Source organism: Microcystis ichthyoblabe FBCC-A1114 (assembly GCF_050500245.1).
In the GTDB taxonomy this organism is placed as follows: Bacteria; Cyanobacteriota; Cyanobacteriia; order Cyanobacteriales; family Microcystaceae; genus Microcystis; species Microcystis ichthyoblabe_A.
Genome location: NZ_CP191408.1, coordinates 1,491,430 through 1,514,308, shown reverse-complemented (window position 1 = coordinate 1,514,308; position 22,879 = coordinate 1,491,430). Strand labels below are relative to the sequence as shown.

General features: G+C 42.7%; 23 protein-coding genes. 16 read left to right on the top strand and 7 right to left on the bottom strand.

Annotation, left to right across the window (positions count from 1 at the left end; all coding sequences use genetic code 11):
- Positions 1–32 precede the first annotated feature (32 nt).
- Positions 33–227 (bottom strand): 50S ribosomal protein L33, encoded by a 195-nt coding sequence (rpmG, locus tag ACQY1Y_RS07455; protein WP_002734724.1) that lies wholly within the window; start codon positions 225–227, stop codon positions 33–35.
- 177 nt (positions 228–404) lie between these two features.
- Here rpmG and ACQY1Y_RS07450 point away from each other — a divergent pair, with 177 nt between their 5' ends.
- Positions 405–1,817, top strand: a complete 1,413-nt coding sequence (locus ACQY1Y_RS07450; protein ID WP_430014285.1) for a slr1306 family protein — start codon at positions 405–407, stop codon at positions 1,815–1,817.
- A gap of 9 nt (positions 1,818–1,826) precedes the next feature.
- Here the strand turns inward: ACQY1Y_RS07450 and ACQY1Y_RS07445 are convergent, their stop codons facing one another.
- Complete coding sequence (locus ACQY1Y_RS07445; protein ID WP_002777287.1) at positions 1,827–2,213, bottom strand: DUF2358 domain-containing protein; 387 nt, start codon at positions 2,211–2,213, stop codon at positions 1,827–1,829.
- Positions 2,214–2,435: 222 nt separating this feature from the next.
- Positions 2,436–3,776: a tRNA (N6-isopentenyl adenosine(37)-C2)-methylthiotransferase MiaB gene (gene miaB, locus ACQY1Y_RS07440; RefSeq protein WP_430014284.1), complete on the bottom strand. Its 1,341-nt coding sequence runs from the start codon at positions 3,774–3,776 to the stop codon at positions 2,436–2,438.
- 303 nt (positions 3,777–4,079) lie between these two features.
- Between miaB and ACQY1Y_RS07435 the strand changes: the two genes are divergently transcribed.
- From ACQY1Y_RS07435 to ACQY1Y_RS07395, 9 genes are all read left to right on the top strand, one after another.
- A complete protein-coding gene (locus tag ACQY1Y_RS07435; protein ID WP_002731728.1) occupies positions 4,080–4,364 on the top strand; it encodes a Nif11-like leader peptide family natural product precursor in 285 nt (94 codons plus the stop codon).
- Positions 4,365–4,970: 606 nt separating this feature from the next.
- The gene (locus ACQY1Y_RS07430; protein WP_002734613.1) at positions 4,971–5,282 is read left to right on the top strand and encodes a carbon dioxide-concentrating mechanism protein CcmK; all 312 of its coding nucleotides are present in this window, start codon (positions 4,971–4,973) and stop codon (positions 5,280–5,282) included.
- 66 nt (positions 5,283–5,348) lie between these two features.
- The gene (locus ACQY1Y_RS07425; protein WP_002733426.1) at positions 5,349–5,690 is read left to right on the top strand and encodes a carbon dioxide-concentrating mechanism protein CcmK; all 342 of its coding nucleotides are present in this window, start codon (positions 5,349–5,351) and stop codon (positions 5,688–5,690) included.
- A gap of 32 nt (positions 5,691–5,722) precedes the next feature.
- Entirely contained in the window at positions 5,723–6,034 is a 312-nt protein-coding gene (locus ACQY1Y_RS07420; RefSeq protein WP_002759323.1) for a EutN/CcmL family microcompartment protein, read from the top strand.
- Between the two features lie 70 nt (positions 6,035–6,104).
- Entirely contained in the window at positions 6,105–8,063 is a 1,959-nt protein-coding gene (locus ACQY1Y_RS07415; RefSeq protein WP_430014283.1) for a ribulose bisphosphate carboxylase small subunit, read from the top strand.
- Between the two features lie 131 nt (positions 8,064–8,194).
- On the top strand, positions 8,195–8,857 hold the full coding sequence (locus ACQY1Y_RS07410; RefSeq protein WP_002777284.1) for a hypothetical protein: 663 nt from the start codon (positions 8,195–8,197) through the stop codon (positions 8,855–8,857).
- A 549-nt stretch (positions 8,858–9,406) separates the two neighbouring features.
- Positions 9,407–10,822: a form I ribulose bisphosphate carboxylase large subunit gene (locus ACQY1Y_RS07405; protein ID WP_002753365.1), complete on the top strand. Its 1,416-nt coding sequence runs from the start codon at positions 9,407–9,409 to the stop codon at positions 10,820–10,822.
- Positions 10,823–10,952: 130 nt separating this feature from the next.
- Positions 10,953–11,351: a RuBisCO chaperone RbcX gene (gene rcbX / locus ACQY1Y_RS07400; protein WP_002732424.1), complete on the top strand. Its 399-nt coding sequence runs from the start codon at positions 10,953–10,955 to the stop codon at positions 11,349–11,351.
- Positions 11,352–11,366: 15 nt separating this feature from the next.
- The gene (locus ACQY1Y_RS07395) at positions 11,367–11,702 is read left to right on the top strand and encodes a ribulose bisphosphate carboxylase small subunit (RefSeq protein WP_002732395.1); all 336 of its coding nucleotides are present in this window, start codon (positions 11,367–11,369) and stop codon (positions 11,700–11,702) included.
- A 67-nt stretch (positions 11,703–11,769) separates the two neighbouring features.
- Here the strand turns inward: ACQY1Y_RS07395 and ACQY1Y_RS07390 are convergent, their stop codons facing one another.
- From ACQY1Y_RS07390 to ACQY1Y_RS07375, 4 genes are all read right to left on the bottom strand, one after another.
- Positions 11,770–12,780, bottom strand: a complete 1,011-nt coding sequence (locus ACQY1Y_RS07390) for a DUF4435 domain-containing protein (RefSeq protein ID WP_430014282.1) — start codon at positions 12,778–12,780, stop codon at positions 11,770–11,772.
- 23 nt (positions 12,781–12,803) lie between these two features.
- Positions 12,804–14,234 (bottom strand): AAA family ATPase, encoded by a 1,431-nt coding sequence (locus tag ACQY1Y_RS07385; protein ID WP_002731617.1) that lies wholly within the window; start codon positions 14,232–14,234, stop codon positions 12,804–12,806.
- A 511-nt stretch (positions 14,235–14,745) separates the two neighbouring features.
- A complete protein-coding gene (locus ACQY1Y_RS07380) occupies positions 14,746–15,054 on the bottom strand; it encodes a DUF4926 domain-containing protein (protein WP_002759315.1) in 309 nt (102 codons plus the stop codon).
- Entirely contained in the window at positions 15,051–15,401 is a 351-nt protein-coding gene (locus tag ACQY1Y_RS07375) for a DUF6883 domain-containing protein (protein WP_104395420.1), read from the bottom strand. The genes ACQY1Y_RS07380 and ACQY1Y_RS07375 overlap by 4 nt, the downstream gene beginning before the upstream one ends.
- 730 nt (positions 15,402–16,131) lie before the next feature.
- On the opposite strand from ACQY1Y_RS07375, the gene ACQY1Y_RS07370 reads away from it, so the two are divergent.
- The 6 genes from ACQY1Y_RS07370 (at position 16,132) to dnaG (ending at position 22,870) form a co-directional block, all read left to right on the top strand.
- On the top strand, positions 16,132–17,448 hold the full coding sequence (locus ACQY1Y_RS07370; protein WP_430014281.1) for an AAA family ATPase: 1,317 nt from the start codon (positions 16,132–16,134) through the stop codon (positions 17,446–17,448).
- The gene (locus ACQY1Y_RS07365; RefSeq protein WP_430014280.1) at positions 17,448–17,915 is read left to right on the top strand and encodes a hypothetical protein; all 468 of its coding nucleotides are present in this window, start codon (positions 17,448–17,450) and stop codon (positions 17,913–17,915) included. Before ACQY1Y_RS07370 ends, ACQY1Y_RS07365 begins: the two co-directional genes overlap by 1 nt.
- 348 nt (positions 17,916–18,263) lie before the next feature.
- Complete coding sequence (locus ACQY1Y_RS07360) at positions 18,264–18,830, top strand: photosystem I assembly protein Ycf4 (RefSeq protein ID WP_002733435.1); 567 nt, start codon at positions 18,264–18,266, stop codon at positions 18,828–18,830.
- Positions 18,831–18,858: 28 nt separating this feature from the next.
- Positions 18,859–19,596, top strand: a complete 738-nt coding sequence (locus tag ACQY1Y_RS07355) for a peptidylprolyl isomerase (protein WP_002777275.1) — start codon at positions 18,859–18,861, stop codon at positions 19,594–19,596.
- Positions 19,597–19,687: 91 nt separating this feature from the next.
- Complete coding sequence (locus ACQY1Y_RS07350) at positions 19,688–20,824, top strand: beta-ketoacyl-ACP synthase (RefSeq protein ID WP_430014279.1); 1,137 nt, start codon at positions 19,688–19,690, stop codon at positions 20,822–20,824.
- A 165-nt stretch (positions 20,825–20,989) separates the two neighbouring features.
- Positions 20,990–22,870 (top strand): DNA primase, encoded by a 1,881-nt coding sequence (gene dnaG, locus ACQY1Y_RS07345; protein WP_430014278.1) that lies wholly within the window; start codon positions 20,990–20,992, stop codon positions 22,868–22,870.
- Positions 22,871–22,879: the final 9 nt, after the last annotated feature.

Below are 22,879 nucleotides of genomic sequence, written 5' to 3'. Positions count from 1 at the left end.
AAAGATTGCTTGACTTTTTAACTAAAGTGTGGTTACTTAATTTCCTTGTGGACGGTGTGCTTATTGCAGTGGGGACAGTATTTTTTGATTTCCAGTCTGCCGGTGGTATTGCGACGGTTTTTGCTGGTGGTGTAGCGAGAAACGCCGGGGGTACGCTTATCGGGATTACTGCGGCATTCCGTGCATTCTACAGTGATGATTAGGCGAACGCCTTTTTTACTAGCCATAACAACAGGGGATCGGATAAATTTACACGCAATCAATCATTATGACATATCTGAAGCTTTTTAGGCAAGAGCGGCCGGGACACCAGCGAGGAATTGTCAGCTAAAAAGTTGAGTTTGGGATGAAATCCAGCACAAAAAAGCTAGAATAATCACAGCAGTTGGCGAGGATGAGGAAAAATGACGGTAAGATTGGGTAAACCGATTTTAGTGACGGGGATAGGCATTACCATCGCTTTCACCCTGGGGGAAACTCTCAATAGTACACTGAGCGAAATCAGTTCCTGGGGTATTTTCGGTGCGATTGCTCTTGGTGCTGGTATCTGGTTTTGGCAAAAACCCAACACGAAAATCGATTTTTCCCATCCCACTCCCCTGAGTCTAGAAAAGGTTAAACAAGCGATTAGCAAAGCCGAGAAGATAATTAATTATCTGGCCAAAGAAGACCCTAATCAAGACTTAACTCCACTCAAAACCAGTTTAAGCCAATTAAATCAAGAATTTAGTCGCCAAGACCTCAAAATTGCCATTACTGGTGCTAGAAAAACTGGTAAAACTGCCTTAAAAAAACTACTAGAAAGCGGCAACCTTGGAGAATCTATCGCTTTTCTGGAAACGGAACCCCTTTTGACTTTCGACTCCACCGCTAACCAGAAAAAGGCTCTGGCAGCCGACCTAGTTTTGTATCTCATCAATGGGGATTTAAGCGATTCCGAATGGCAAATCCTCCAGCAATTCGATCGAATGCACCAGCGTGTTATCCTGTTACTGAATAAACAGGATCGTTTACCCGCCGAAACCAGAGAAGAAATACTCCTTTCCCTGAAACAAAGACTGAAAGAAACTATTCCCTCTCATCATATTTTAGCCATAGCCGCTGCCCCTGAACCCCTAAAAGTTCGTCAACATCAAAGCAATGGAGAAATCAAGGAATGGACGGAACCCCAAACGGTAGTTATCGATCCTTTAGATAATCATCTCCGAAAAATTATCGAACAAGAAAAGTCCGAATTAGTTCTCGGAACTATCTGGAGACAAGCGCTCGAATTAGCCAAGGAAACCAAACAATTACTTAATCAATCCCGACGCAAAAAGGCTTTACCTGTTATCGAACAATACCAATGGATAGCCGCTACTGCCACTTTTGCTAATCCTCTGGCGGCCCTAGATTTAGTTTTAGCAGCAGCTACTAACGCTCAAATGTTAGTGGATTTAGGGGCAATTTATCAACAAAAAATGTCCCTTGAACAAGCAAAAACAGCCATGACTACCCTGGGGAAAATGATGGTACAATTGGGCATGGTAGAGGTGACAACCCAAGCATTAGGAACGATTCTCAAGGGAAATGCGATTACTTATATCGCCGGTGGTACAGTGCAGGGAATCGGGGCAGCCTATCTAACTCGTTTAGCAGGTTTAAGTTTAATTGAATATTTTCAAGAACAGGAAATTAACGAGCAACTGAATAATGATTGGAATTGGACGAGTTTGCAGGATAAAGTTAAACAGGTCTGGGAACAAAATCAACGACTAGCATTTTTACAGGATTTTGTCAAGCAAACGAGCACTCGTTGGTCGGCATTTTCTGGTTAAAAAATCTAGTTAAGAACCGGGAAAAGGTAAATGCTGACGCAGCACATCCCAGCGCGAACAATCCCAATAATCGATATGAGAAATAATCAGATTATTGTCATCGAGAGTTAATTCACTGCGGCCAGAAATAGCGATGGGAGGCCGCCAAGGTAAAGGGGTTGTCCAGTGCAATGTCCAACGGGTATTAATAATATTTCCCTGCTGTTCAATTGCGTGGACATCCATCTTAATAGCTTGGAACCATTGACTCATAAAACCAATCATTTCCCGATAGCGTTTAATCCCCCGAAATTGATTGAGAGGGTCTTGAAAATAAACGTTATCAGCATAAATGTCATAGGTTTGATCGAGGGGAAATCTTTGATAATCTTGCTGCAAAATAGCGATAATATCCATAAAATAAGTAATTAGTTATAATTAAATTGAAGATAGATTTTGCCTTTGATCCCCCCTGCCCCCTTGATAAGGGGGATGCCGATAGGCGGGGGGATCCCCCTGAATAAGAGGGGTCACTGTGAACTATTAAGTACCTAAGCAAAATTAGTTACACATATTTAACAACCTCTTGCCTATTGCCTTTTGCCTCTCCTAACCAAGAAATTAGTTTTGCACCACTACTTAAAAGCTCACTCCCGTCAAACTAAAGGGACGGACTTCGGTAATTTTAACCTTAACAAATGTGCCTCGCAATTCCTCAATATTTCCCGTAAAGAAAGTTAAGCGATTGCCTCTAGTTCTTCCCATAACTTGACTAGCATCTTTAGGGTTAACGTCTTCCACTAAAATTTCCTCAATTCTGCCTAAATATCTTTGGGAACGTTCAGCAGCTTTTGTGGCCACTAAATGATTTAATCTTTGTAGGCGATCGCTTTTTACCTGCTCACTTAATTGATGATCCCAAATAGCAGCCGGAGTGCCTGGACGGGGAGAATAGGCCGCCGTATTTAATTGATCAAAACCAATCTCATCGACTAATTTTAAAGTATTCTCGAACTGTGCCTCTGTTTCTCCGGGGAATCCGACAATCGCATCGGCACTGATGGCAGCATCCGGCATTAAATTGCGAATATTAGCAATAATTTGTCGGTATTTTTCCTGAGTATAGCCCCGTTTCATGGCCTTGAGGATATCATTATCCCCCGATTGAAAAGGGATATGAAAATGTTCACAAACTTTAGGTAATTCCTGACAAGCTTTAATCAAACGTTCGGTAAAATAGCGGGGGTGACTGGTGGCAAAACGGAGACGTTCAATGCCGGCCACATCGTGAATGTAGTACAGTAAATCGGTAAAATTGTGCAGATGTCGGCCGCTTGCCGTCACTCCGGGTAAATCCCGTCCGTAGGCATCGATATTTTGACCTAAAAGGGTGATTTCTTGATAACCCCGTTGTCCTAATTGTGCCATTTCTGCTCGAATTGCCGCAGGAGTGCGCGATTGTTCCACCCCACGCACCCCCGGAACCACACAATAGGTACAGCGTTCATTACAACCATAGATGACGTTCACCCAAGCGGTAATATTACTATCCCGGCGCGGTTTGGTGATATCTTCCATGATGTGGATGGGTTCGGTGGCCACCACCTGGGAACCGTCAAAAACTTGTTGTAATAAGTCTCCCAAGCGGTTTGCGTGTTGCGGACCGATAATTAAATCCACCTCGGGAACCCGTCTTAACAATTGTTCCCCTTCCTGTTGGGCCACGCAGCCAGCGACCACTAGAGTAAGATCGGGTTGAGTTTGTTTGCGTTTAGCCTGTCTGCCGAGATAGGAATAAACCTTCTGTTCGGCATTATCGCGAATTGTACAGGTATTGTAGAGGATTAAATCGGCTTCGTTGGCATCCTCGGACCATTGAAACCCCAAATCTTCTAAAATACCCGCCATGCGTTCGGAGTCAGCTTTATTCATCTGACAACCAAAGGTGGTGATATGGTAACGACGTGGGGACTTATTCATGATGCTGGCTACAGAAACAAGAGTGCAGGTTTCTATTTTAGGCTATTTATTCTCTGACTTGAAAGAGAGTGTAGGGTGTGGGGTGTGGGGTGTAGGGTGTGGGGAAAGAAACCTCTTTCATCTTCCCACTTCCCACTCCTCAGAATTAGACCTAAAGCATACTCAGCCATACAAGCAAATAAAAACGAAACTTTTGCTTTGAGGATATCTCCTGACTGGTAGGATAAAAATAAACCATACTAGGCAGTTTAACCTCCACGCCGCCGAGGCCACACCTTTAATCATCAAAGGAAAAGTATTTATATGTCTAAAAATCAAGTGTTCGACTTTTTCGCCTTAGCCGCTAAAAACGAAGAATTGGGTAAAAAAATGCGTTCAACCCAAGATCCTCAGCAATTACTAGAGATAGCTCGCTCTCAAGGCTTCGATTTCTCCCGTCCGGAATTAGAAGCGGCACTTAAATCCTTGCACGAGAGTCCCGACTTTTTCCAAAAGTTAGCTCATGCAGTGTTAGAAGTTTTCAGCCCTAACCACGATAATTATCCCTCGATCGGTGTCCAACCCTACGAAGGTGAGATCGATCGCTAGAATCAGTGATCAGTTTTTTAGCCGTCAGGAGTCAGGAGTCAGGAGATTATTTTTATTTATTCTCCCCACTCCTCTCTCCCCAACCCCAGCCGTATATAGTATAAAAAAATTATAAAAAAGCCGAAATCAGGGAAAAATAGGCTTTTATCTGCCAGTAAATCCAGCAGAGACAATTGAGCTGCCAAGAGAGAAGTTAAAGGGCAAATGCAGTCATAGCAAAGGTTTTAGCTGTCAATGTCCTGAGAATTGCTGAGGCTGATGGACGAAGGGAAGGAATGATTAACTTTCGTTAACCGGAAGATGAGAAATAATCATAATGTTTTATATTGTCAAAGGTGTCATAGTTTCCTATGCTTTTTTTAGGTTGATAATTTTGCCTGACTCGTCAAATTTTTACCAACCAGCCCTAGAAAATAAAATTAGTGGATGAAAACGGTCACGATCGAGATAAAATCTAGGATGGTCTTACCCCCACCTTGCCACGATCCCGACTGCCACCAAAGCTAGAGCAGGAAAAGTAACAAGGAAAGAATTTGACTGAAACAAAGTTGATAACGCTAACGAAATTAATAGTTTAGTTTGGCTTGACAAGCGAGGAACAAAAAAATGCCAATTGCAGTAGGAATGATTGAAACCCTAGGATTTCCCGCCGTTGTGGAAGCGGCCGATGCCATGGTCAAGGCCGCCAGGGTGACTCTAGTGGGTTACGAAAAGATCGGTAGTGGTCGCGTCACTGTCATTGTCCGGGGAGACGTTTCAGAAGTGCAAGCTTCTGTGGCTGCCGGAGTGGAAAACGCCAACCGGGTTAACGGAGGACAAGTGCTATCTACCCATATCATCGCTCGTCCCCACGAAAACCTCGAATACGTGCTGCCCATTCGCTACACCGAAGAAGTAGAGCAATTCCGCAGCTATTAAACACCGTTAATCGGGGTCAGCATCTATAGAGTCGAAGAAAGCCAACCATTAGGAGACAAAAATATTATGTCAATTGCAGTGGGCATGGTGGAAACCTTGGGTTTCCCAGCCGTCGTCGAGGCGGCTGATGCCATGGTAAAAGCCGCCCGCGTAACCCTAGTAGGTTACGAAAAAATTGGTAGTGGTCGCGTCACCGTCATCGTCCGGGGGGACGTTTCGGAAGTACAGGCCTCCGTATCGGCGGGGACAGAAGCGGCATCTAATCGTGTTAAGGGTGGTCAAGTCCTCTCGACCCACATCATCGCCCGTCCCCACGAAAACCTCGAATACGTTCTTCCCATTCGTTATACAGAAGCCGTGGAACAGTTTCGTGAAAGTGTTAACCCGCAACCTTTAAGACGAATCTAGAGCGCAACTAACTTTTAGTGTAAACAAATTCCATGCAAATTGCCAAAGTTTGCGGCACCGTCGTTAGCTCCCTGAAACCGCGCAGTATGACGGGAGTGAAACTTCTGCTTTTGCAATTCATCGACGCGCAAGGGCAACTTTTGCCTAAATACGAAGTAGCGGGTGATATTGTCGGAGCGGGGATTAATGAATGGGTGCTAGTGTCCCGGGGAGGAGCCGCCCGTATCGAAGACGGACAGAACAATCGCCCCCTTGACGCGATGGTGGTGGGGATTATTGACACTATAACCGTAGAAAATCGCACCCTCTACAGCAAGAGGGACGAATTTCGTCAATCCGGTTAAACATCGATAGAACCCAAACACAGTTAAGTAACAACCAGCCAGCCAAATTCAGTATGGAGGAAGACTAACTATGGTCGTCCGCACAACGGCGGCTAGTCCGAAAAAGCGGACCAAATCCCCAGAGGAAACGCACATAGACGAGAGTGCCAAAGTCCACACCTTCTCTAACCTCAGTGGCGCTATCGAGATCGGGGCGCGAGTGGTGATTGCTCCGGGGACTTCCATCCGCGCCGATGAAGGAACCCCCTTTCACATTGGCGACGACAGCAAAATTCAGGACGGAGCAATCATCCACGGTTTAGAAAAAAGCCGTGTGGTGGGAGATGACGGCCGAGAATATTCGGTGTGGATCGGCCGGGGCAGCTGTATCACCCACATGGCACTCATTCACGGGCCCGCCTATGTGGGCGATCGCTGTTTTATCGGTTTTCGCTCCACCGTCTTTAATGCCCGCATCGGGGCCGATTGCATCGTCATGATGCACGCCCTCGTTCAAGACGTGGAAATCCCCGCCGGTAAATTCGTGCCATCCGGTTCCGTGATCACCAGCCAACAACAGGCTGATCGCTTACCCGATGTCACAGAAATCGATCGAGCCTTCACTCGTCACATTGTCGATATCGACCTCGCCCCCAGCGTCCCGGTCAAAGCCCACAGCCCAGCGACTCCTGCACCAGCAGCCGCTATAAACATCGCTAATGAGACGCTATATAGAAATTCGGTGACACCTATGAGTTTAAATACAAACATTCGAGCGCAGGTTCGCTCCCTCCTCTCCCAAGGCTACAAGATCGGCATCGAATACGCTGACAAACGCCGCTTTAAAACCAGTTCTTGGTTAAGTGCCGGCTTTATCGACGGCGGCCGCGAAGAACAGGTATCCCAATCCCTAGAAGCCTCCCTGAGAGACCTGCAAGGCGAATACGTCCGCCTGATCGGAGTCGATCCCGCCGCTAAACGGCGCATACTGGAAATGATTATCCAACGCCCCGAAGACACCCCGGGAGAAACGGCCCGCACCACCACCGCCGTCCACGGCGGTCATGGCAACGGTAACGGCCATTCGGATCTGTCCGTACAAGTGCGTTCCCTGCTGGCCCAAGGACTGAAAATCGCCACCGAACACGCGGATAAACGCCGTTTTAAAACCAGTTCTTGGTTAACTGGACCTGCGATCGAAACCAAGAGCGAAGCAGGCATCATTCGCGATATTGAAGCGATCGTGACTGAAAATAGCGATGAGTACGTCCGCCTGATCGGGATCGACCCGCAAGCGAAAAAACGGGTCGTCGAAATGATTATTCACCGCCCCGGCGGCACCCCCGCTAGTAACGGCAGCGGCAAAGCCAGCAGCTACAGCGCCCCCGCTAGTAACGGAGCCAGTTATAGCAGCAGTGGTAGCTTAAGTGGGGAAACGATCGCTCAAATTCGTTCCCTGCTCGCCCAAGGCTACAAAATCGGCACCGAACACGCGGATAAACGCCGGTTTAAAACCAGTTCTTGGCAGAGTTGCGCCCCGATCGAAAGCAATCGCGAATCCGATGTAATTACTGCTTTGGAAGATTGTTTACGGGAACATAGCGGCGAATACGTCCGCTTACTCGGTATCGATGCTAAAGCCAAAAAACGGGTTTTAGAAACGGTGATCCAGCGTCCCGATGGTTCGGTGAGTAGTAATGGCAGCAGTAAAACCGCCACCGTTGCTGAACCGAGTTTCAAAAGCTATGCTTCTGGTTCTTCTGGCGGCGGTACTGCCACTTTAACCAGTACCTTAACCGCAGAAACGATCACTCAAATTCGCTCTTTATTGAACCAAGGTCACAAAATCGGGGCCGAACACGCGGATAAACGTCGTTTTAAAACCAGTTCTTGGCAAAGCTGCACCCCGATCGAGAGCAGTCGCGAATCCGATGTGGTGGCCGCTTTAGAAACCTGTCTGCGCGACCATCAAGGGGAATACGTTCGTCTGATCGGGATTGACTCCCAAGCGAAACGTCGTGTTCTCGAATCGATTATTCAACGCCCTTAATTTCAGGACTCGGCGATCGGTGAAGGGAGATAGGTGTTAGGTGTTGGCAGACCGGGAAAAATACCGGAAACTCTAACCCCTACCCCCTAACCCCCGATCACTGATCACTGATCACTGAATAACTGTCAATTATGTCCTTACCCCCCGTTCAACCTATTAGCCGCTCGGAATTCTATGTCAATGGTGATGTAACCATTGATGAGAGTGCGATCGTGGCTCCGGGGGTGATTCTCCGAGCAGCCCCCAATAGCCAAATAATTATCGGTGCGGGTGCTTGCCTGGGTATGGGAACAATTTTAACCGCCTATCAGGGTGTTATTGCTATCGGTGCGGGAGCAATTTTAGGTACAGGTGTTCTCGTCGTCGGTCGGGGTGAAATCGGTGAAAATGCCTGTATTGGGTCAACCACAACGATTTTTAATGCTTCTGTGGCAGCGATGTCGCTCGTGCCGTCCGGTTCCCTGATCGGAGATACTTCCCGTCAAATTACCATCGAAGTGTCAGCGACCCGATCGGAACCGGAAAGACCCCCTTTACCGGAACCGCAACCCGTAGTCAGTCAAGTGTCCCCAGTGCCGTCAGTGGAGGAAGTGGTCTCCGAAACCGTGGCCAGTCCTTGGGATGGCGAGGAAATGGTGGCCGAGGCAGGTCCTACGGAAACCAGAGAACCAGCATCTACTACTAACCGACCGAATCAAGCATCGGTGGTCGGAAAGGTCTATATCAATCAGTTATTGGTCACGCTATTTCCAGAACGTCATCGTTTTAATGGCAACAATAACCTTAATTCTTGAAGGGGAAAATAATCGTTCATAAGCCAAAAATCTCAACAATAATTACTGAGTAATTAGACCTAATTTATCTAGAGTTCACGGCTGTCTAACTGTCCTCTAGGTACTGGGTATAATTGCTTAGAAATCTAATTCATCTTTAGCGATTGCCGACATTTTTTGAGGTTGTAATTATTGATAATCTTCCTCAATTAAGGATTAGCTTTAATCGCTCAAAGCCTGATGAGCAGAAGTTTCTGCGTGTCAATCAGGTAAATTTTTGTTGATTTTTTTGTGTTTTTGTAGAGATTGTCAAAGTTAGATGACGACAGATTAAAGAAACTAATCCCCCCGAGAAAAAAAAACAATCAAAATTTTGGGGATAGAGAAAAAAATGATCAGAATAGGGTAAAGTTCGTGTTAAGATGATCAGTTGAAAAAAACATTAGTGAAAATTGCTCCCTAACTTCGCTCCTAGCAGCAGGGGAAAGGAGCTTAAGAAAAATCTATGTCGGTTGACGGCGAGATTTTACAGGTGCGACTAATCATGCAGTTTATGGAGGAATAATCCCAATGGTGCAAGCCAAATCCAAAGGTTTCCAGGCCGGCGTAAAAGACTACCGCCTGACTTACTACACCCCCGACTACACCCCCAAAGATACCGATCTACTAGCTTGCTTCCGGGTAACACCCCAACCAGGAGTTCCTCCTGAAGAAGCAGGTGCGGCGGTAGCGGCGGAATCTTCCACAGGTACCTGGACCACCGTTTGGACCGATAACTTAACCGACCTCGATCGCTATAAAGGCCGTTGTTATGATATCGAACCCGTACCCAACGAAGATAACCAGTTCTTCTGTTTCGTTGCCTATCCTTTAGATCTATTTGAAGAAGGTTCCGTCACCAACATCCTCACCTCGATCGTTGGTAACGTTTTCGGTTTCAAAGCTCTACGCGGTCTCCGTTTAGAAGATATCCGTTTCCCCGTCGCTTTAATCAAAACCTTCCAAGGTCCTCCCCACGGTATCACCGTTGAACGGGACAAATTAAACAAATACGGTCGCCCCCTACTCGGTTGCACCATCAAACCCAAACTCGGCCTTTCCGCTAAAAACTACGGTCGTGCCGTTTATGAATGTCTTCGCGGTGGTTTAGACTTCACCAAAGACGACGAAAATATTAACTCTCAACCCTTCATGCGTTGGCGCGATCGTTTCCTCTTTGTCCAAGAGGCGATCGTTAAATCCCAAGCAGAAACCAACGAAGTTAAAGGACATTACTTAAACGTAACCGCTCCTACCTGCGAGCAGATGATGCAACGGGCTGAATTCGCCGCCGAAATCAAAACCCCCATCATCATGCACGACTACCTCACTGGTGGTTTCACCGCTAACACCACCCTGGCGAAATTCTGCCGCGACAAAGGGTTACTGCTCCACATTCACCGGGCAATGCACGCGGTTATCGACCGTCAGAAAAATCATGGTATCCACTTCCGCGTTTTAGCTAAGTGCTTACGTCTCTCTGGTGGTGATCACCTGCACTCGGGAACCGTTGTCGGTAAACTCGAAGGTGAACGCGGGATCACGATGGGTTTTGTTGACCTGATGCGTGAAGACTATGTGGAAGAAGATCGCGCTCGTGGTATTTTCTTCACCCAAGACTACGCCTCCTTACCCGGGGTAATGCCGGTTGCTTCCGGTGGTATCCACGTTTGGCATATGCCGGCGCTGGTGGAAATCTTCGGTGACGATTCCTGCTTACAGTTCGGTGGTGGAACCCTCGGCCACCCCTGGGGTAACGCACCGGGTGCCACCGCTAACCGTGTGGCTCTGGAAGCTTGTATCCAAGCTCGTAACGAAGGTCGCTCCTTGGCCCGCGAAGGTAACGACGTTATCCGGGAAGCTTGCCGTTGGAGTCCTGAACTGGCTGCCGCTTGCGAACTCTGGAAAGAAATCAAATTCGAGTTCGAGGCTATGGATACCCTCTAATACAGCCCTTCAGAAGGTTGTTAGCAGTTATCGGTGCAAAATAATGCCGGGGACTTGCCCAAAATCGGCAAGCAGTCGCTAGAATTTCAACACTGATAACTGTCTAGCCAATAACTGAAAACTGTATAAAATGTATCCGAAAAAAGTTGTTCAAGATACCGCGAAAGTCTTACAAAGTTACCTAACTTACCAAGCGGTTCGCACGATTATCGATCAATTGTCAGAAACTAATCCCACTTTGGCTATTTGGCTGAGTCACTATACTTCTAGCCATTCCATTCAGGATGGCGAGGCCTATATTGCGGGGTTAATGACTGAGAATAAAGAGTTAGTTTTGCGGATCATGACGGTAAGAGAACATCTAGCCGAACAGGTTTTAGAGTTCTTGCCAGAGATGGTAAAAACGGGAATTATTAATGACAATACCGAACATCGTCGGCAACTTTTGGAACGTCTCACCCGTACTGCTATAAGTCAACCAGAGACATCGGAATTAAATCTCGATGTTGATGATCTACCCAACCCATAAGGAATCAAGAAACCCATGAAAACTTTACCTAAAGAGAAGCGTTACGAAACTCTTTCCTACTTGCCCCCCCTCACCGATCAACAAATTGCTAAACAAATTCAATACATGATCGATCAGGGTTATATTCCTGCTGTGGAATTTGAAAAAGATCCCAAACCCGCAGATTATCATTGGACGATGTGGAAACTGCCTTTATTCTCTGTTTCTGGCCCCCAAGAAGTTCTTAATGAAGTTCGCGAGTGCCGCACCGAGTATTCTGATTGCTATATCCGCGTTATCGCTTTTGACAACATCAAACAATGTCAAACCATGAGCTTTATTGTTCATAAACCCAATGTCGGCCGCTACTAATTTAGCTGTCATCTAATTATTAACTGTTGAGGGGGGGTCTTAGACCTCCCTTTTTTTCTATCATTTGTTATTGAAAATCGTTGATTAACATCCAAAAACACTTGATTGGAAAATCATTAAGGTTATTACCTTGAAATTCTACAGATTGATTTCTAACCCAAGCATTTGCTACTGTGCGGAAGCGTGTGTCTTTATATTGATTAACTTTCTCGGCTTCTTGACTAGGATTTTTCCGAGGATCCGATAAGTCTGAGGCTGTTATATAAAGACATTTACTATAAACAACAAACATAAAATTAAATCCTATATGTCCATGAGATAACCATCTTGAGGTTTCAATGTCACATTGATTGGTCATATTCAAATAGACTTCAAATTTATTAAATAGCTTTTGAATCCGAAGTTGATCTAGTTTGTGTTTTTTATTCAGTATCTTACGCCATTCTTCTAAATCAATTTTCAGAGATGTGGAGGTGATATCTATACACTGCCAATTTACTGATTTAGCAATAGGCTTAACTAACTCTTCTGATGAACCTGCTAAACTCAAAGCACAAGCTATTCTGAGAGTATGCTCAAATTTAGATTCAAAAATTTCAAATGCTTCTTGATAAAAACTACTGACTAAATAATCGTTGAATGCCTTTCTCAACGTTGATATTTCAAAAAAATAGTTTTCAATTGAATGACCTCTACTCCAAATTAATCTCTTGTTAATTTTATGAGTTTTAATATGATCTTTTAAATCATTGCTACATTCAAATTCTCTAAATTCTCGATCAACAAAGCCCAAAACTCTATTGTTAACATCTGGCGGCTCTTGGGCAACTAAATCACAGATTTTTTCTATCTTAGCTCTATTTCCTAATTCTCCTTGTATTCGCTCCGCAGTATCAATAATAATTTTTTTCAATAAATATAATTTTTCTGCTGAAATCTGAGCTTCATTTTTTTTTAAAAGATTACAAATAATAGTAAAAAAATCCTCATCATCGGCTCCTTCTAGCAATAAAAACCGATCCTGTGACATAATTATTTCAGTAACGTATTCTTCAGGAGTTAACTGTAATCCGTTCATAAAGTCGATAATTATCTAAATTTTTAAAAGGGAATGTCGTCCAACAAATCATTATCTAGTGTATCACTTTCAAGAGTGTCAGTATTTATATTAGCCTTTGCCGTTGGTTGTAGTTCAAGTTTTATCATTCTCTCTCGATATTTGGATGCAATTACAGCAGAATGAGTACAAATAATGAGTTGTTTCTCATCAAGTTGTTTAACCATTTCTGGTAATAATTTACGTTGCCAATCGATGTGAAGTGAAATTTCAGGTTCATCAATTAAGACAACCCTACCACTTGTCATGTGACTGGCGGCATAAATTAAACCTACGACTTGTCTTTCTCCAGAAGACAAAATTTGCAGACTATGAATAGCTTCTTCATCACCAATTTTAACACCTAATTTCCCTCTGCCTTGAGGTAAGCTTGTAGAACCTATTTTTAATTGCTTTCTCTCTAAAAATCCATTGACTGATTCAAGATATCTTTCAATACTAGAATAAGCTGTTATTTGTTCATCTAGTCTTTGTTGAAGAGAACTTTTATACACTGATAAAACTCTACTAGCAATAGTTTTGTATTTTGGATCTGATTCAAACGATTTCAACTGTTCTATTAATTGTTTATAGACATCATCTGATTGATTACGATTAACTTGAAAAGATGAATTTTGCAATTTTTCCGAAAGTTCTATTATTTCTGTAATAACTTCTTCCGGCTCTTTTGTATTATCGTCTGTCTCAGATGATTGAGAAATAGCTTGAGAAAATTGAATAAAAGCTTGTGAAAGCAAATTTCTATCAAGACTAGCAATTTTTAATTGAGCTTCTGTTAATTCTGAATTAATATGTTCTTCTATTTCTATCGGTGAAGGATACTCAAGTCTAGGGACAAATTTCCCAAATAGAATCCGAGCTAATTCGGTTGATCTGGCGGAACTTCTGAGAACTTTGCTAAAATTAGGTGATCTTCGGGCAAAATGTCTAATTTCATTTTCATCTAAGGTAGCCCATGCCTCAATCATTGTTCTAAAAGCAGGGAAATAAGTTGCTTTTAAGTCAATATCTTGCTTTTTCCTAGAAGATGATCGATAATAAAGTGCAGATAAGAAAATTTCGCTATTTTCTTTTTGCTTTTCTTCTTCTAATAATTTTGTAAAAGGGTAAGAATCGACTTTTTCATGATTAACAAAGACTGTTGTTACTGTTTCTTTTATATCTTCTTGAGGAGAATTATGCTGTTCTATCAATATTTTCGTATCATCATCTAATGTAATGGTTAATTTTTGAAATTTTAAATAGCCAAAACGTCTAAAATCTTCGTTGACGGCATTAGCAAGAATATGCAATACAGTGGTTTTGCCTGTGCCATTACTTCCATGAATAATATTAACTCCATCTTGAAAATCAAGATTAATATCAAATCTTCCATGTATTCCAATCGCTTCTAAACGCTTAATAAATCGAGACATACCTTTAATCTCATATAACAGTCTCAAACGAAAATTATAATCTAATATGAAACTTTTGTCAAGTTTTTTCCTAAGCTGATCCGAACGGGTAATAATAACTAACACTGAGAGAGCTTATTTTAGTGCGATCATCGACCTTGACCTTGGTAAATTCTTGTCTAATCCTTTGAATTAGTCGATACTGCTGCCGATTCAACCCAAGGAAACCCCAAATAAATCTAACGCCTTCGAGCCGTTGCTTTTTTATTTTTTGATTCAATTCGTCAAAATATACCGATATTTTCTAGGTGTCGATAGCCTTGAATAGAGGTTCCTTTTAGGTTCAAAAATTTGTCAACTATCATAGGTAAAATACTCTCGTTTTTGGCGATTATATCAAATCTTAACTCTATTGTCTATCTTTGTGGCCTTAACTTGTTTGTGCCTTAAGTCCTTCCCTATATGAATTTTAGCTTTTATTTTAAGTTAATTATTTGCATAACAATTATGGAATAGCCTATTTTTTCCGATTTTATTGATACAAAGAGCGGGTGAAATCTAAAACTTTTTGTTGCTTTTCTTTGGGTAATTTATCGATTAAAGCTGTTAGCTTTTCTGTTAAAGATAACCAAGTTTTGTTCTGAGCTTTCCAGATGACAATAAATTGCTGCATTGGGAGAGAACAAAGGGCTATAGTTTCCCCTAGATCATTACTAAATTCAATTTCGTAACAACCATCATTGTAGTCTTCAACAATTGTCCCTTTTTCTCCCATTATTAAGTTATGTTCAGGCAAGTCAACTAATAATTCCACAAGGTCAAATAATTCTGGTTTAATCATGGTTTTTTTCTCACATATAAAGTTACTAATTTAGCTGTATCACTATCAGGCTCAACAATCCATCCAGTCCTCACTATTTCTTGTTGACCTGGTTCAATTCCTGTAATTTCTAGGTCAACTTGATAGCGTTTGCCATGTCGATCTGTACTTTGATAAACAGCTTTTGCTTCAAGGGATTTGTTAGCGATTTGTTGTAGAAGTGGCTCATAATTATCTTGAGTATATCCTAAGTGGCGTTGAAACATGATGGCTTTATTTAATCCTTTTGGATTGTCTAAATTGAGAGCATATTGGGTTAATTTTCTAGAATCTATTTTGACTTTGTTGACAATATCTTTTAATTTCATTGGAATTAAGACGATTATTAATTTTGACTTTGCCTCTAGTTTCATATTTCATAAGGGAGCATCTCACCCTTGCAATAAGTAGAAATGCTTAATGAGATCAATAAAAAAGTTAAAAAAGGCAACCATTTAGCTCTGGACTTTACCCGTACAAAAATACTAGCTATGGCTAAAAGTCTTACAGAGCCTGAGTTAAAGCCATATAATACCAATGAGCTACTGAACACAAAATCCTGAAGTCTTTACGCAGATAGGGTTTGCGGCAAAAATCTTCCAATTTGACCTTTCGACCATTATAGCTTGTTTCGGGGCAGAAAACCAGCAAAAACATGGCTACAGAGGGAATCGCTTACTCTAGAGATTAATGACATCATCTGTGATCATAAGGTTAGCGATCACTATACAGCCAACTCCACAGAATCGCTCTACTCTAGATACAGTCAACGGTACAGCCATTTTCAAGGGGAAAATGTACCCAGTAGCGTCTTTTCAATTTTTTCTGAGAAGCGACCTGCAGTAAGGGTAAGGGTTCCGCCCTAATGCCAATAAACAGCGATCTTATCTCCCCAAGCCTAGATTATACTGTTCGGATATGCCCTGCCCTACAGTTTGAGTTTTCAAGGTTATGGGTGCTAGTTTTCGGTACTTGTTAGAGTCTATAAGCTGCGCTGGTATTGGAACTTTTAGTACAAATGCTCAAACTGCACCAGTCAAGATTTAATGGGTGAAAAGTATGTTAACATCCCTGACTCTTCGGAATTTCAAAAGCTATCAGGAGGCAACCTTGTCTCTAGCACCCATCACCTTTTTAATCGGTGCTAATGCGTCAGGAAAAAGTAATGCACTAGAAGCAATTCGCTTACTTTCGTGGTTAGCGAAAGGCAGCAGGTTAGATGACATTGAACACAACATTCAAAGCGGGAATGCAATTGCTCGTGGACAAGTGATCGATCTTTTCGGTGCAGAAAAACAGTATTTTACCTTGGGAACACACATTGATAACGCTCCTGACGGTTGGACTGATTTCGAGATTGAAATTGGGCTATTATCAGACCAACTTATTATAATCGGAGAAAGTGTCAGTAAAGCTAGTAAAGATCAGGAATTAACACTTTACAAAATTGATGGCGATCCCAACTCACACACCGATGAAATTAGGGTGATGTATAACAATTTTAATAAAGGTGGTAAAAAGCCCCACATACCTTGTTCTAACCGACAAGCCATTTTTTATCAATTGGAAACTCCCAGTCGGTTCCAGCAAAGTCATACTAAATCACAAAAAATTATTCCAGCAGTTACTAAAGTAATTCGAGAAACCTTGAGGAATATCGTCTTTCTTGATCCTCGTCCAGCAGTAATGCGGGATTATGCTTACGCTAAAGATGATGATATTAAAGAAGATGGCTCTAACCTTTCTAGTGTTCTTTACGCAGTTTGTCAGCAGGGAGAGACTCAAAAAAACAAGTTGCTTGACTTCATTCGTTCATTACCAGAACAGGATATTACCGATATTCGCTTTATCATTACAGACCGCAAGGATGTTATGGTGAAACTAATAGAGTCTTTTGGGAACAAAGAACATCAGATAGATGCTCCTTTGTTGTCTGATGGTACTCTGAGAGTTTTAGCGATTGCTGCAACTCTACTAAGTGTAAATCCTGGAACTTTCGTAATTATTGAAGAGATCGATAATGGTGTTCATCCCAGTCGTGCAGATAATTTAGTTAAGCAAATTCGGGAGATCGCCTTAGAAAGAAAACTGAGGGTACTGATCACCTCCCATAACCCGGCGTTATTAGATGCAGTACCCGATAGTGATATTGGAAATGTACTTTGTTGTTACCGAGATCCGCAAGCAGGAGATAGTCGTATTGTCCGATTAGCTGATTTAGAGCGTTTCCCCGAATTAATTGTGCAGGGAACTCTTGGTCAGTTGATGACTAAACAAGTATTAGATAAGTTCTTAAAGGATAAGTCCACAGCAGAACAACGTCAACAAAACGCGCTAAGTTGGTTAGAGCAATTAAAACAGGGAGAAGTAGCCTGATGGGAGCTATTTGTCTGATCGATACTTCGATCTTTTTAGAGATACTTAATGTCCCCCACAAAGCGAGTCAATCTGAGTTAATACTTCAAAAATTAGAAGAGAAAATTAAAGCTAGGGAATCTCTTTTTTTGCCAATGGCAACCATTCTGGAAAATGGCAATCATATTGCCAAGGCCAAAAAGGTAGATGGCAATCAGCGACGCACTTGTGCAGAAAAATTTGTCAATCGGGTAACACAAGCTCTTGAAGGAAAATCTCCCTTCACTCCTATTAATTTTCTAAAGAAAGAAGACCTGCAAGGATGGTTAAAAGAGTTTCCTGATCAAGCGATGGGAGGTAGGGTACTGGGAGACCTTTCTATCATTCATGATTGGCAAAGAATTTGTGATCAAAATCCAAGCCGCCGCGTCTATATATGGTCTTTGGACAAACACCTTAAAGGTTACGAGCGGCCACCGAAGTTATGAGTAATTGACTACGGATTTACTTCTAATAGTCGATTTGTATTTTAAAAGGTGGAGATTTAATTATTGGACTTCCCCCTTGACAAAAGACCATAACCCGTGCTGTATCTGAATGTGCCTTTACTGGGTACAAATTAAGGAAACCCCGAATAAATCTAACGCATGATTGTTGCCGAGGAGAATTACGATTAGGGAATTTTCCCCTAAACTTCCCCCACTCACCTATAAGTAAATATTATGATAAACATGGGTACATCCAGAAAAATCAACGGCTGCATCCCTGGGGCGGGGTTGGGGAAGTGGCGAGAAAAAAGCTGGTAAAATAACTCTAGGCAACCTTAAAAAGAATTCATGAAAGCGCAAACAACAAGTAAAGATAGCCTGATCCTACGGCAAGAAGTAGTGGGAGCGCGTCGCCCTAGTAACTATTTTTGGGCTGTAATCGTCTCTATTGGCGGTCTAGGGTTTCTCCTTGCCGGTCTTTCCAGTTATTTGAAGGTCAATCTACTTCTCGTTAGCGATACCAGTGCCTTACAATTTATTCCCCAAGGGGTCGCCCTCCTCTTTTATGGCACTGCGGGGACCCTCTTAGCCATCTATCTCTGGTTATCTCTCCTCTGGAATGTCGGAGGTGGTTACAACGAGTTTAATAAGGAAACTGGCAAACTTAAAATCTTTCGTTGGGGCTACCCCGGCAAAAATCGTCGCGTTGATCTCGATTGGCCCCTGGAAGATGTGCAAGCTGTGCGGGCCGAAGTGCGAGAAGGACTCAACCCGAAACGGGAACTATTCCTGCGGATTAAACAGCGTCGCGATATCCCTCTAACTCGCGTCGGTGATCCGATGTCCCTCTCGGAATTGGAAAATCAAGGAGCGGAACTCGCTCGTTTTCTGGAAATTCCTCTAGAGGGATTGTAGGCCTTTTTTCGCTCTTTTTGGCTATAAAATGATGAAGATAAGAAAATCTGGCTGGCTGTCTGTGGTTTGTGTTTTTTTAATCACAACGACCACACTTTTCGGCTGTTCTTCCCCAGAAGCTAACTCCACCCCCGATAATTCTAGTATCACCCAAACCTCTCAACCTGCCAGTTCGGGCAGTGTCAACATGGATAATTACAAACCCCGCTTAGATGGAACTGCTGTCGTCGAGATGATCATCAAAGGTAAACCGGTAACGATCGAAATTGATGGCAATGCGGCCCCAGTTACTGCCGGTAATTTTGTGGATCTGGTGGAGAGAGGTTTTTATAATGGTTTAACTTTCCATCGCGTGGTTACAGAACCGCAGCCTTTTGTCGCCCAAGGTGGTGATCCCCAAGGTCGCGGAACCGGTGGTTTTGTTGATCCAGAAACCAAGCAATCCCGTTATGTTCCCCTAGAAATTCTCCTTAAAGACGAAAAAGAGCCGATTTATGGGAAATCAATCGGTCAACAGGCCACGTCGCGCACTCCCATCGTCGCTTTACCCCATAAACGCGGTGCGATCGCGATGGCCCGTTCTCAACAACCTAATTCCGCTTCTTCTCAGTTTTATTTTGCCCTGTCGGATATCAATTTCCTCGATGGTGATTATGCCGTTTTTGGTTATGTAACTGAGGGAATGGAAGTGATCGATACGATTAAACAAGGGGATAAAATTGACTCGGCCAAAGTTATTTCTGGTGCAGAAAATCTGAAAAAATAGCGATCGGTTAGGGTGGGTTCGCGGGACGATAATTTAATTTTCCCCCTAACCCACCCAATCATTTAATATTCCGATAGCTGATAACTGATAAATGAATGTTGTGGTGACGGGAATTGGGTTGATCAGTTCTCTGGGAAATTTAAGTCAGAGTTGGCAAAGATTACTAGAGGGCAAAACTGGTATAACTAGACAACAACCATTTTCTGATTTACCCGCTTTACCCTTGGGTTTAATCGGTCACAAACCGGCATTTTTAGAGGATTTAACCAAAATTGCCCTGATTGCTGCCCTTGAAGACGCGAAGTTAACCCCTCCCTTAAAGGATTGTGGTGTCACTATCGGTTCTAGTCGTGGTTGTCAGGGTTTATGGGAACGGATGGCAGCGACGGGAATAGTAGAAAACTGGTTAGATAGTTTACCCGATCGCGCCTCGGTATTGACCGCTAGATTGATAGAAACCGGCGCCCCAGTGTTAGCACCCATGGCGGCCTGTGCCACGGGCATCTGGTCGCTCGCACAGGCTGTAGAATTAATTACTATGGGAGAATGCGATCGAGTTTTAGTCGGGGCGATCGAAACTCCGATCACTCCCTTAACTCTGGTGGGATTTGAACAGATGGGAGCTTTGGCGAAAACGGGCTGTTATCCTTTTGATAGAGCTAGGGAAGGCTTAGTTTTGGGGGAAGGTGGCGCGATTTTAGTCCTTGAATCGGAAGAACTGGCTTTAAGCAGAAATGCCGCCATCTACGGGCAAATTTTGGGCTATGGTTTTACCTGCGATGCCGATCATGTTAGCGCCCCGGCGGTGGATAATCGTAGCGCTACCAAAGCCATAGAACTATGTTTGCACAGAAGTCAATTAAGAAAAGATGAAATTAATTACATTCACGCCCACGGCACTAGCACCCGTTTAAACGATGAACGGGAGGCAAACCTGATCGCCAGCATTTTTGGTTCGCAAGTGGCTGTAAGCTCGACAAAAGGCGCAACAGGACACACTTTAGGGGCTTCGGGGGCATTAGGTGTGGCTTTTTGTTTAATGACTCTGAAAAATCAGCTAATTCCCCCCTGTGTCGGTGTGCGCGAGTCGCCTTTTCAATTAAATTTAATTAGATCGGCTGTTAATTTTTCCCTGCACAATTGTCTCTGTCTTAGTTTCGGTTTCGGAGGACAAAATGCCGCCATCGCAGTGGGGAGATGGGGGAGAAGGAGAGGGGAGTGGGAATGATGAATGATGAATTGGGGAGACGGGGAGAATAAATAAAAGCAAATCTCCTGATAACTGATAACTGATAACTGATAACTGATAACTGATAACTGATAACTGATAACTGATAACTGATAACTGATAACTGATAACTGATAACTGATAACTGATAACTGATAACTGATTATGGATACACCGCGACTACATCCAGATACGATCGAAGAAGTTAAACAAAGAATTGATATTGTGGATTTAATTTCCGAGAGAGTCGTCCTCAAAAAAAGGGGAAGGGAATACGTCGGTTTATGTCCTTTTCACGAGGAAAAATCCCCTAGTTTTACCGTTAGTCCTGCCAAACAAATGTATTACTGTTTTGGCTGTGGTGCGGGGGGAAACGGGATTAAATTTTTCATGGAAGTGGGGAAACAATCTTTTAGTGAAGTGGTTTTCGATCTTGCTAGAAGGTATCAAATCCCGATTAAAACTCTAGCAGTAGAACAGCGTCAGGAATTAGAACAGCAATTATCCCTCAAGGAACAATTATACGAGATAATGGCCGTGGCGGTGAGTTTTTATCAACACGCTCTTAGTCAACCCCAAGGGGAAAAAGCGTTAGATTATCTCAAGGTACAACGACAACTAACCCCAGAAACTATCGCAACTTTTCAACTGGGATATTCTCCGGAAGGTTGGGAAACTCTCTATCGTTATTTAGTGGAACAAAAGCGCTATCCTGTGGCTTTAGTAGAACAAGCGGGATTAATTAAAGCGCGTCAAAATGGTAGCGGTTATTACGATCAATTTCGAGATCGTTTAATGATTCCTATTTTTGATAGTCAAGGACGAGCGATCGCTTTTGGTAGTCGTAGTTTAGGTAATGAACAACCAAAGTATCTAAATTCTCCCGATACTCCTCTATTTGAAAAGGGAAAAACTCTCTTTGCTCTTGATCGAGCTAAACAGGCAATTATTCAGCAAGATTTAGCGATAGTTGTGGAGGGTTATTTTGACGCAATCGCTCTCCATGCTGCTGGTATCACTAATGTGGTTGCCTGTTTAGGAACAGCTTTAAGTCAAGAGCAAATTAAGCTACTTTTGCGCTACAGTGAAAGTAAACAAATAATCTTTAATTTTGATGCCGATCAAGCGGGAATTAAGGCGACACAAAGAGCGATCAAGGAAATTAACTCCCTAGTTTATTCGGGACAAGTTAACCTAAAAATCCTCAATCTTCCCGATGGTAAAGATGCCGATGAATTTCTTAAATCTCGTGCTGACGGGGTGAATAGTTATCGAGAATTAATCGAAAAATCTCCTTTTTGGATTGATTGGCAAATCTCGCAAATGTTGGTTAACAAAGATTTAAAACAGGGACTACATTTTCAACAAATAGCTAATAGTATGGTGAGTTTACTGCAAAAGTTAATCGATAGCAATCAACGCACTTTTTACCTCGATTATTGTGCTGAAATTTTGGCTCAAAAAGATGCGACTCGTTTGCCTTATATTTTAAAAAATCTCTCAAAGCAGGTTAATAAACCTCAAGGAAAATCCCCAGCAATTAAGAGTAAAAACATCTTAGATAAATCCGAAAAAAATGGCACAGAAAAAGCCGAATGGTTATTATTATTAATCTATCTCCATTCTCCCGAATATCGGAGGCTCATTTGTGAACTTTTGGATGAAAAAGATTTAATTTTTAATGTCCCTGATTATCGTTGGTTATGGCAAGTAATTCTAGATTTAGAAAACCAAATTACTAAACCAAGAGATTTGATGTCAGCTTTACAGAATCATTTATTGATGATAACTACAGACAAAAATCGTGATTTTAATTCTTTATTTCACTTAAATGAACATACCAGTCAGGAAATTTTGCAACCAGAGGAACAAATTAAAGATGCTATTATAGCTATGGAAAAAATTAGTTTAATGGAATATCGTCGCTACTGTCAAGAACAATTAATTAATGCTCTCGACGGCAATCAACGGGAATTTTATCAGCAGGAATTCTATCAAACTGTTAATAAATTAATCGCAATTGATCCTCACTACCAACAAGCTTAATTATCTAAT

What these genes read in the sequence shown, in the direction of transcription:
- ACQY1Y_RS07395 (WP_002732395.1), top strand. Translation starts at nt 11,367, where the DNA reads ATGAAAACTTTACCTAAAGAGAAGCGTTACGAAACTCTTTCCTACTTG.
- dnaG (WP_430014278.1), top strand. Translation starts at nt 20,990, where the DNA reads ATGGATACACCGCGACTACATCCAGATACGATCGAAGAAGTTAAACAA.
- ACQY1Y_RS07445 (WP_002777287.1), bottom strand. Translation starts at nt 2,213, where the DNA reads ATGGATATTATCGCTATTTTGCAGCAAGATTATCAAAGATTTCCCCTC.
- ACQY1Y_RS07430 (WP_002734613.1), top strand. Translation starts at nt 4,971, where the DNA reads ATGCCAATTGCAGTAGGAATGATTGAAACCCTAGGATTTCCCGCCGTT.
- ACQY1Y_RS07365 (WP_430014280.1), top strand. Translation starts at nt 17,448, where the DNA reads ATGGGAGCTATTTGTCTGATCGATACTTCGATCTTTTTAGAGATACTT.
- rcbX (WP_002732424.1), top strand. Translation starts at nt 10,953, where the DNA reads ATGTATCCGAAAAAAGTTGTTCAAGATACCGCGAAAGTCTTACAAAGT.
- ACQY1Y_RS07425 (WP_002733426.1), top strand. Translation starts at nt 5,349, where the DNA reads ATGTCAATTGCAGTGGGCATGGTGGAAACCTTGGGTTTCCCAGCCGTC.
- ACQY1Y_RS07390 (WP_430014282.1), bottom strand. Translation starts at nt 12,780, where the DNA reads ATGAACGGATTACAGTTAACTCCTGAAGAATACGTTACTGAAATAATT.
- ACQY1Y_RS07385 (WP_002731617.1), bottom strand. Translation starts at nt 14,234, where the DNA reads ATGTCTCGATTTATTAAGCGTTTAGAAGCGATTGGAATACATGGAAGA.
- miaB (WP_430014284.1), bottom strand. Translation starts at nt 3,776, where the DNA reads ATGAATAAGTCCCCACGTCGTTACCATATCACCACCTTTGGTTGTCAG.
- ACQY1Y_RS07355 (WP_002777275.1), top strand. Translation starts at nt 18,859, where the DNA reads ATGATGAAGATAAGAAAATCTGGCTGGCTGTCTGTGGTTTGTGTTTTT.
- rpmG (WP_002734724.1), bottom strand. Translation starts at nt 227, where the DNA reads ATGGCTAGTAAAAAAGGCGTTCGCCTAATCATCACTGTAGAATGCACG.
- ACQY1Y_RS07380 (WP_002759315.1), bottom strand. Translation starts at nt 15,054, where the DNA reads ATGATTAAACCAGAATTATTTGACCTTGTGGAATTATTAGTTGACTTG.
- ACQY1Y_RS07420 (WP_002759323.1), top strand. Translation starts at nt 5,723, where the DNA reads ATGCAAATTGCCAAAGTTTGCGGCACCGTCGTTAGCTCCCTGAAACCG.
- ACQY1Y_RS07375 (WP_104395420.1), bottom strand. Translation starts at nt 15,401, where the DNA reads ATGAAATTAAAAGATATTGTCAACAAAGTCAAAATAGATTCTAGAAAA.
- ACQY1Y_RS07415 (WP_430014283.1), top strand. Translation starts at nt 6,105, where the DNA reads ATGGTCGTCCGCACAACGGCGGCTAGTCCGAAAAAGCGGACCAAATCC.
- ACQY1Y_RS07350 (WP_430014279.1), top strand. Translation starts at nt 19,688, where the DNA reads ATGAATGTTGTGGTGACGGGAATTGGGTTGATCAGTTCTCTGGGAAAT.
- ACQY1Y_RS07405 (WP_002753365.1), top strand. Translation starts at nt 9,407, where the DNA reads ATGGTGCAAGCCAAATCCAAAGGTTTCCAGGCCGGCGTAAAAGACTAC.
- ACQY1Y_RS07360 (WP_002733435.1), top strand. Translation starts at nt 18,264, where the DNA reads ATGAAAGCGCAAACAACAAGTAAAGATAGCCTGATCCTACGGCAAGAA.
- ACQY1Y_RS07410 (WP_002777284.1), top strand. Translation starts at nt 8,195, where the DNA reads ATGTCCTTACCCCCCGTTCAACCTATTAGCCGCTCGGAATTCTATGTC.
- ACQY1Y_RS07435 (WP_002731728.1), top strand. Translation starts at nt 4,080, where the DNA reads ATGTCTAAAAATCAAGTGTTCGACTTTTTCGCCTTAGCCGCTAAAAAC.
- ACQY1Y_RS07450 (WP_430014285.1), top strand. Translation starts at nt 405, where the DNA reads ATGACGGTAAGATTGGGTAAACCGATTTTAGTGACGGGGATAGGCATT.
- ACQY1Y_RS07370 (WP_430014281.1), top strand. Translation starts at nt 16,132, where the DNA reads ATGTTAACATCCCTGACTCTTCGGAATTTCAAAAGCTATCAGGAGGCA.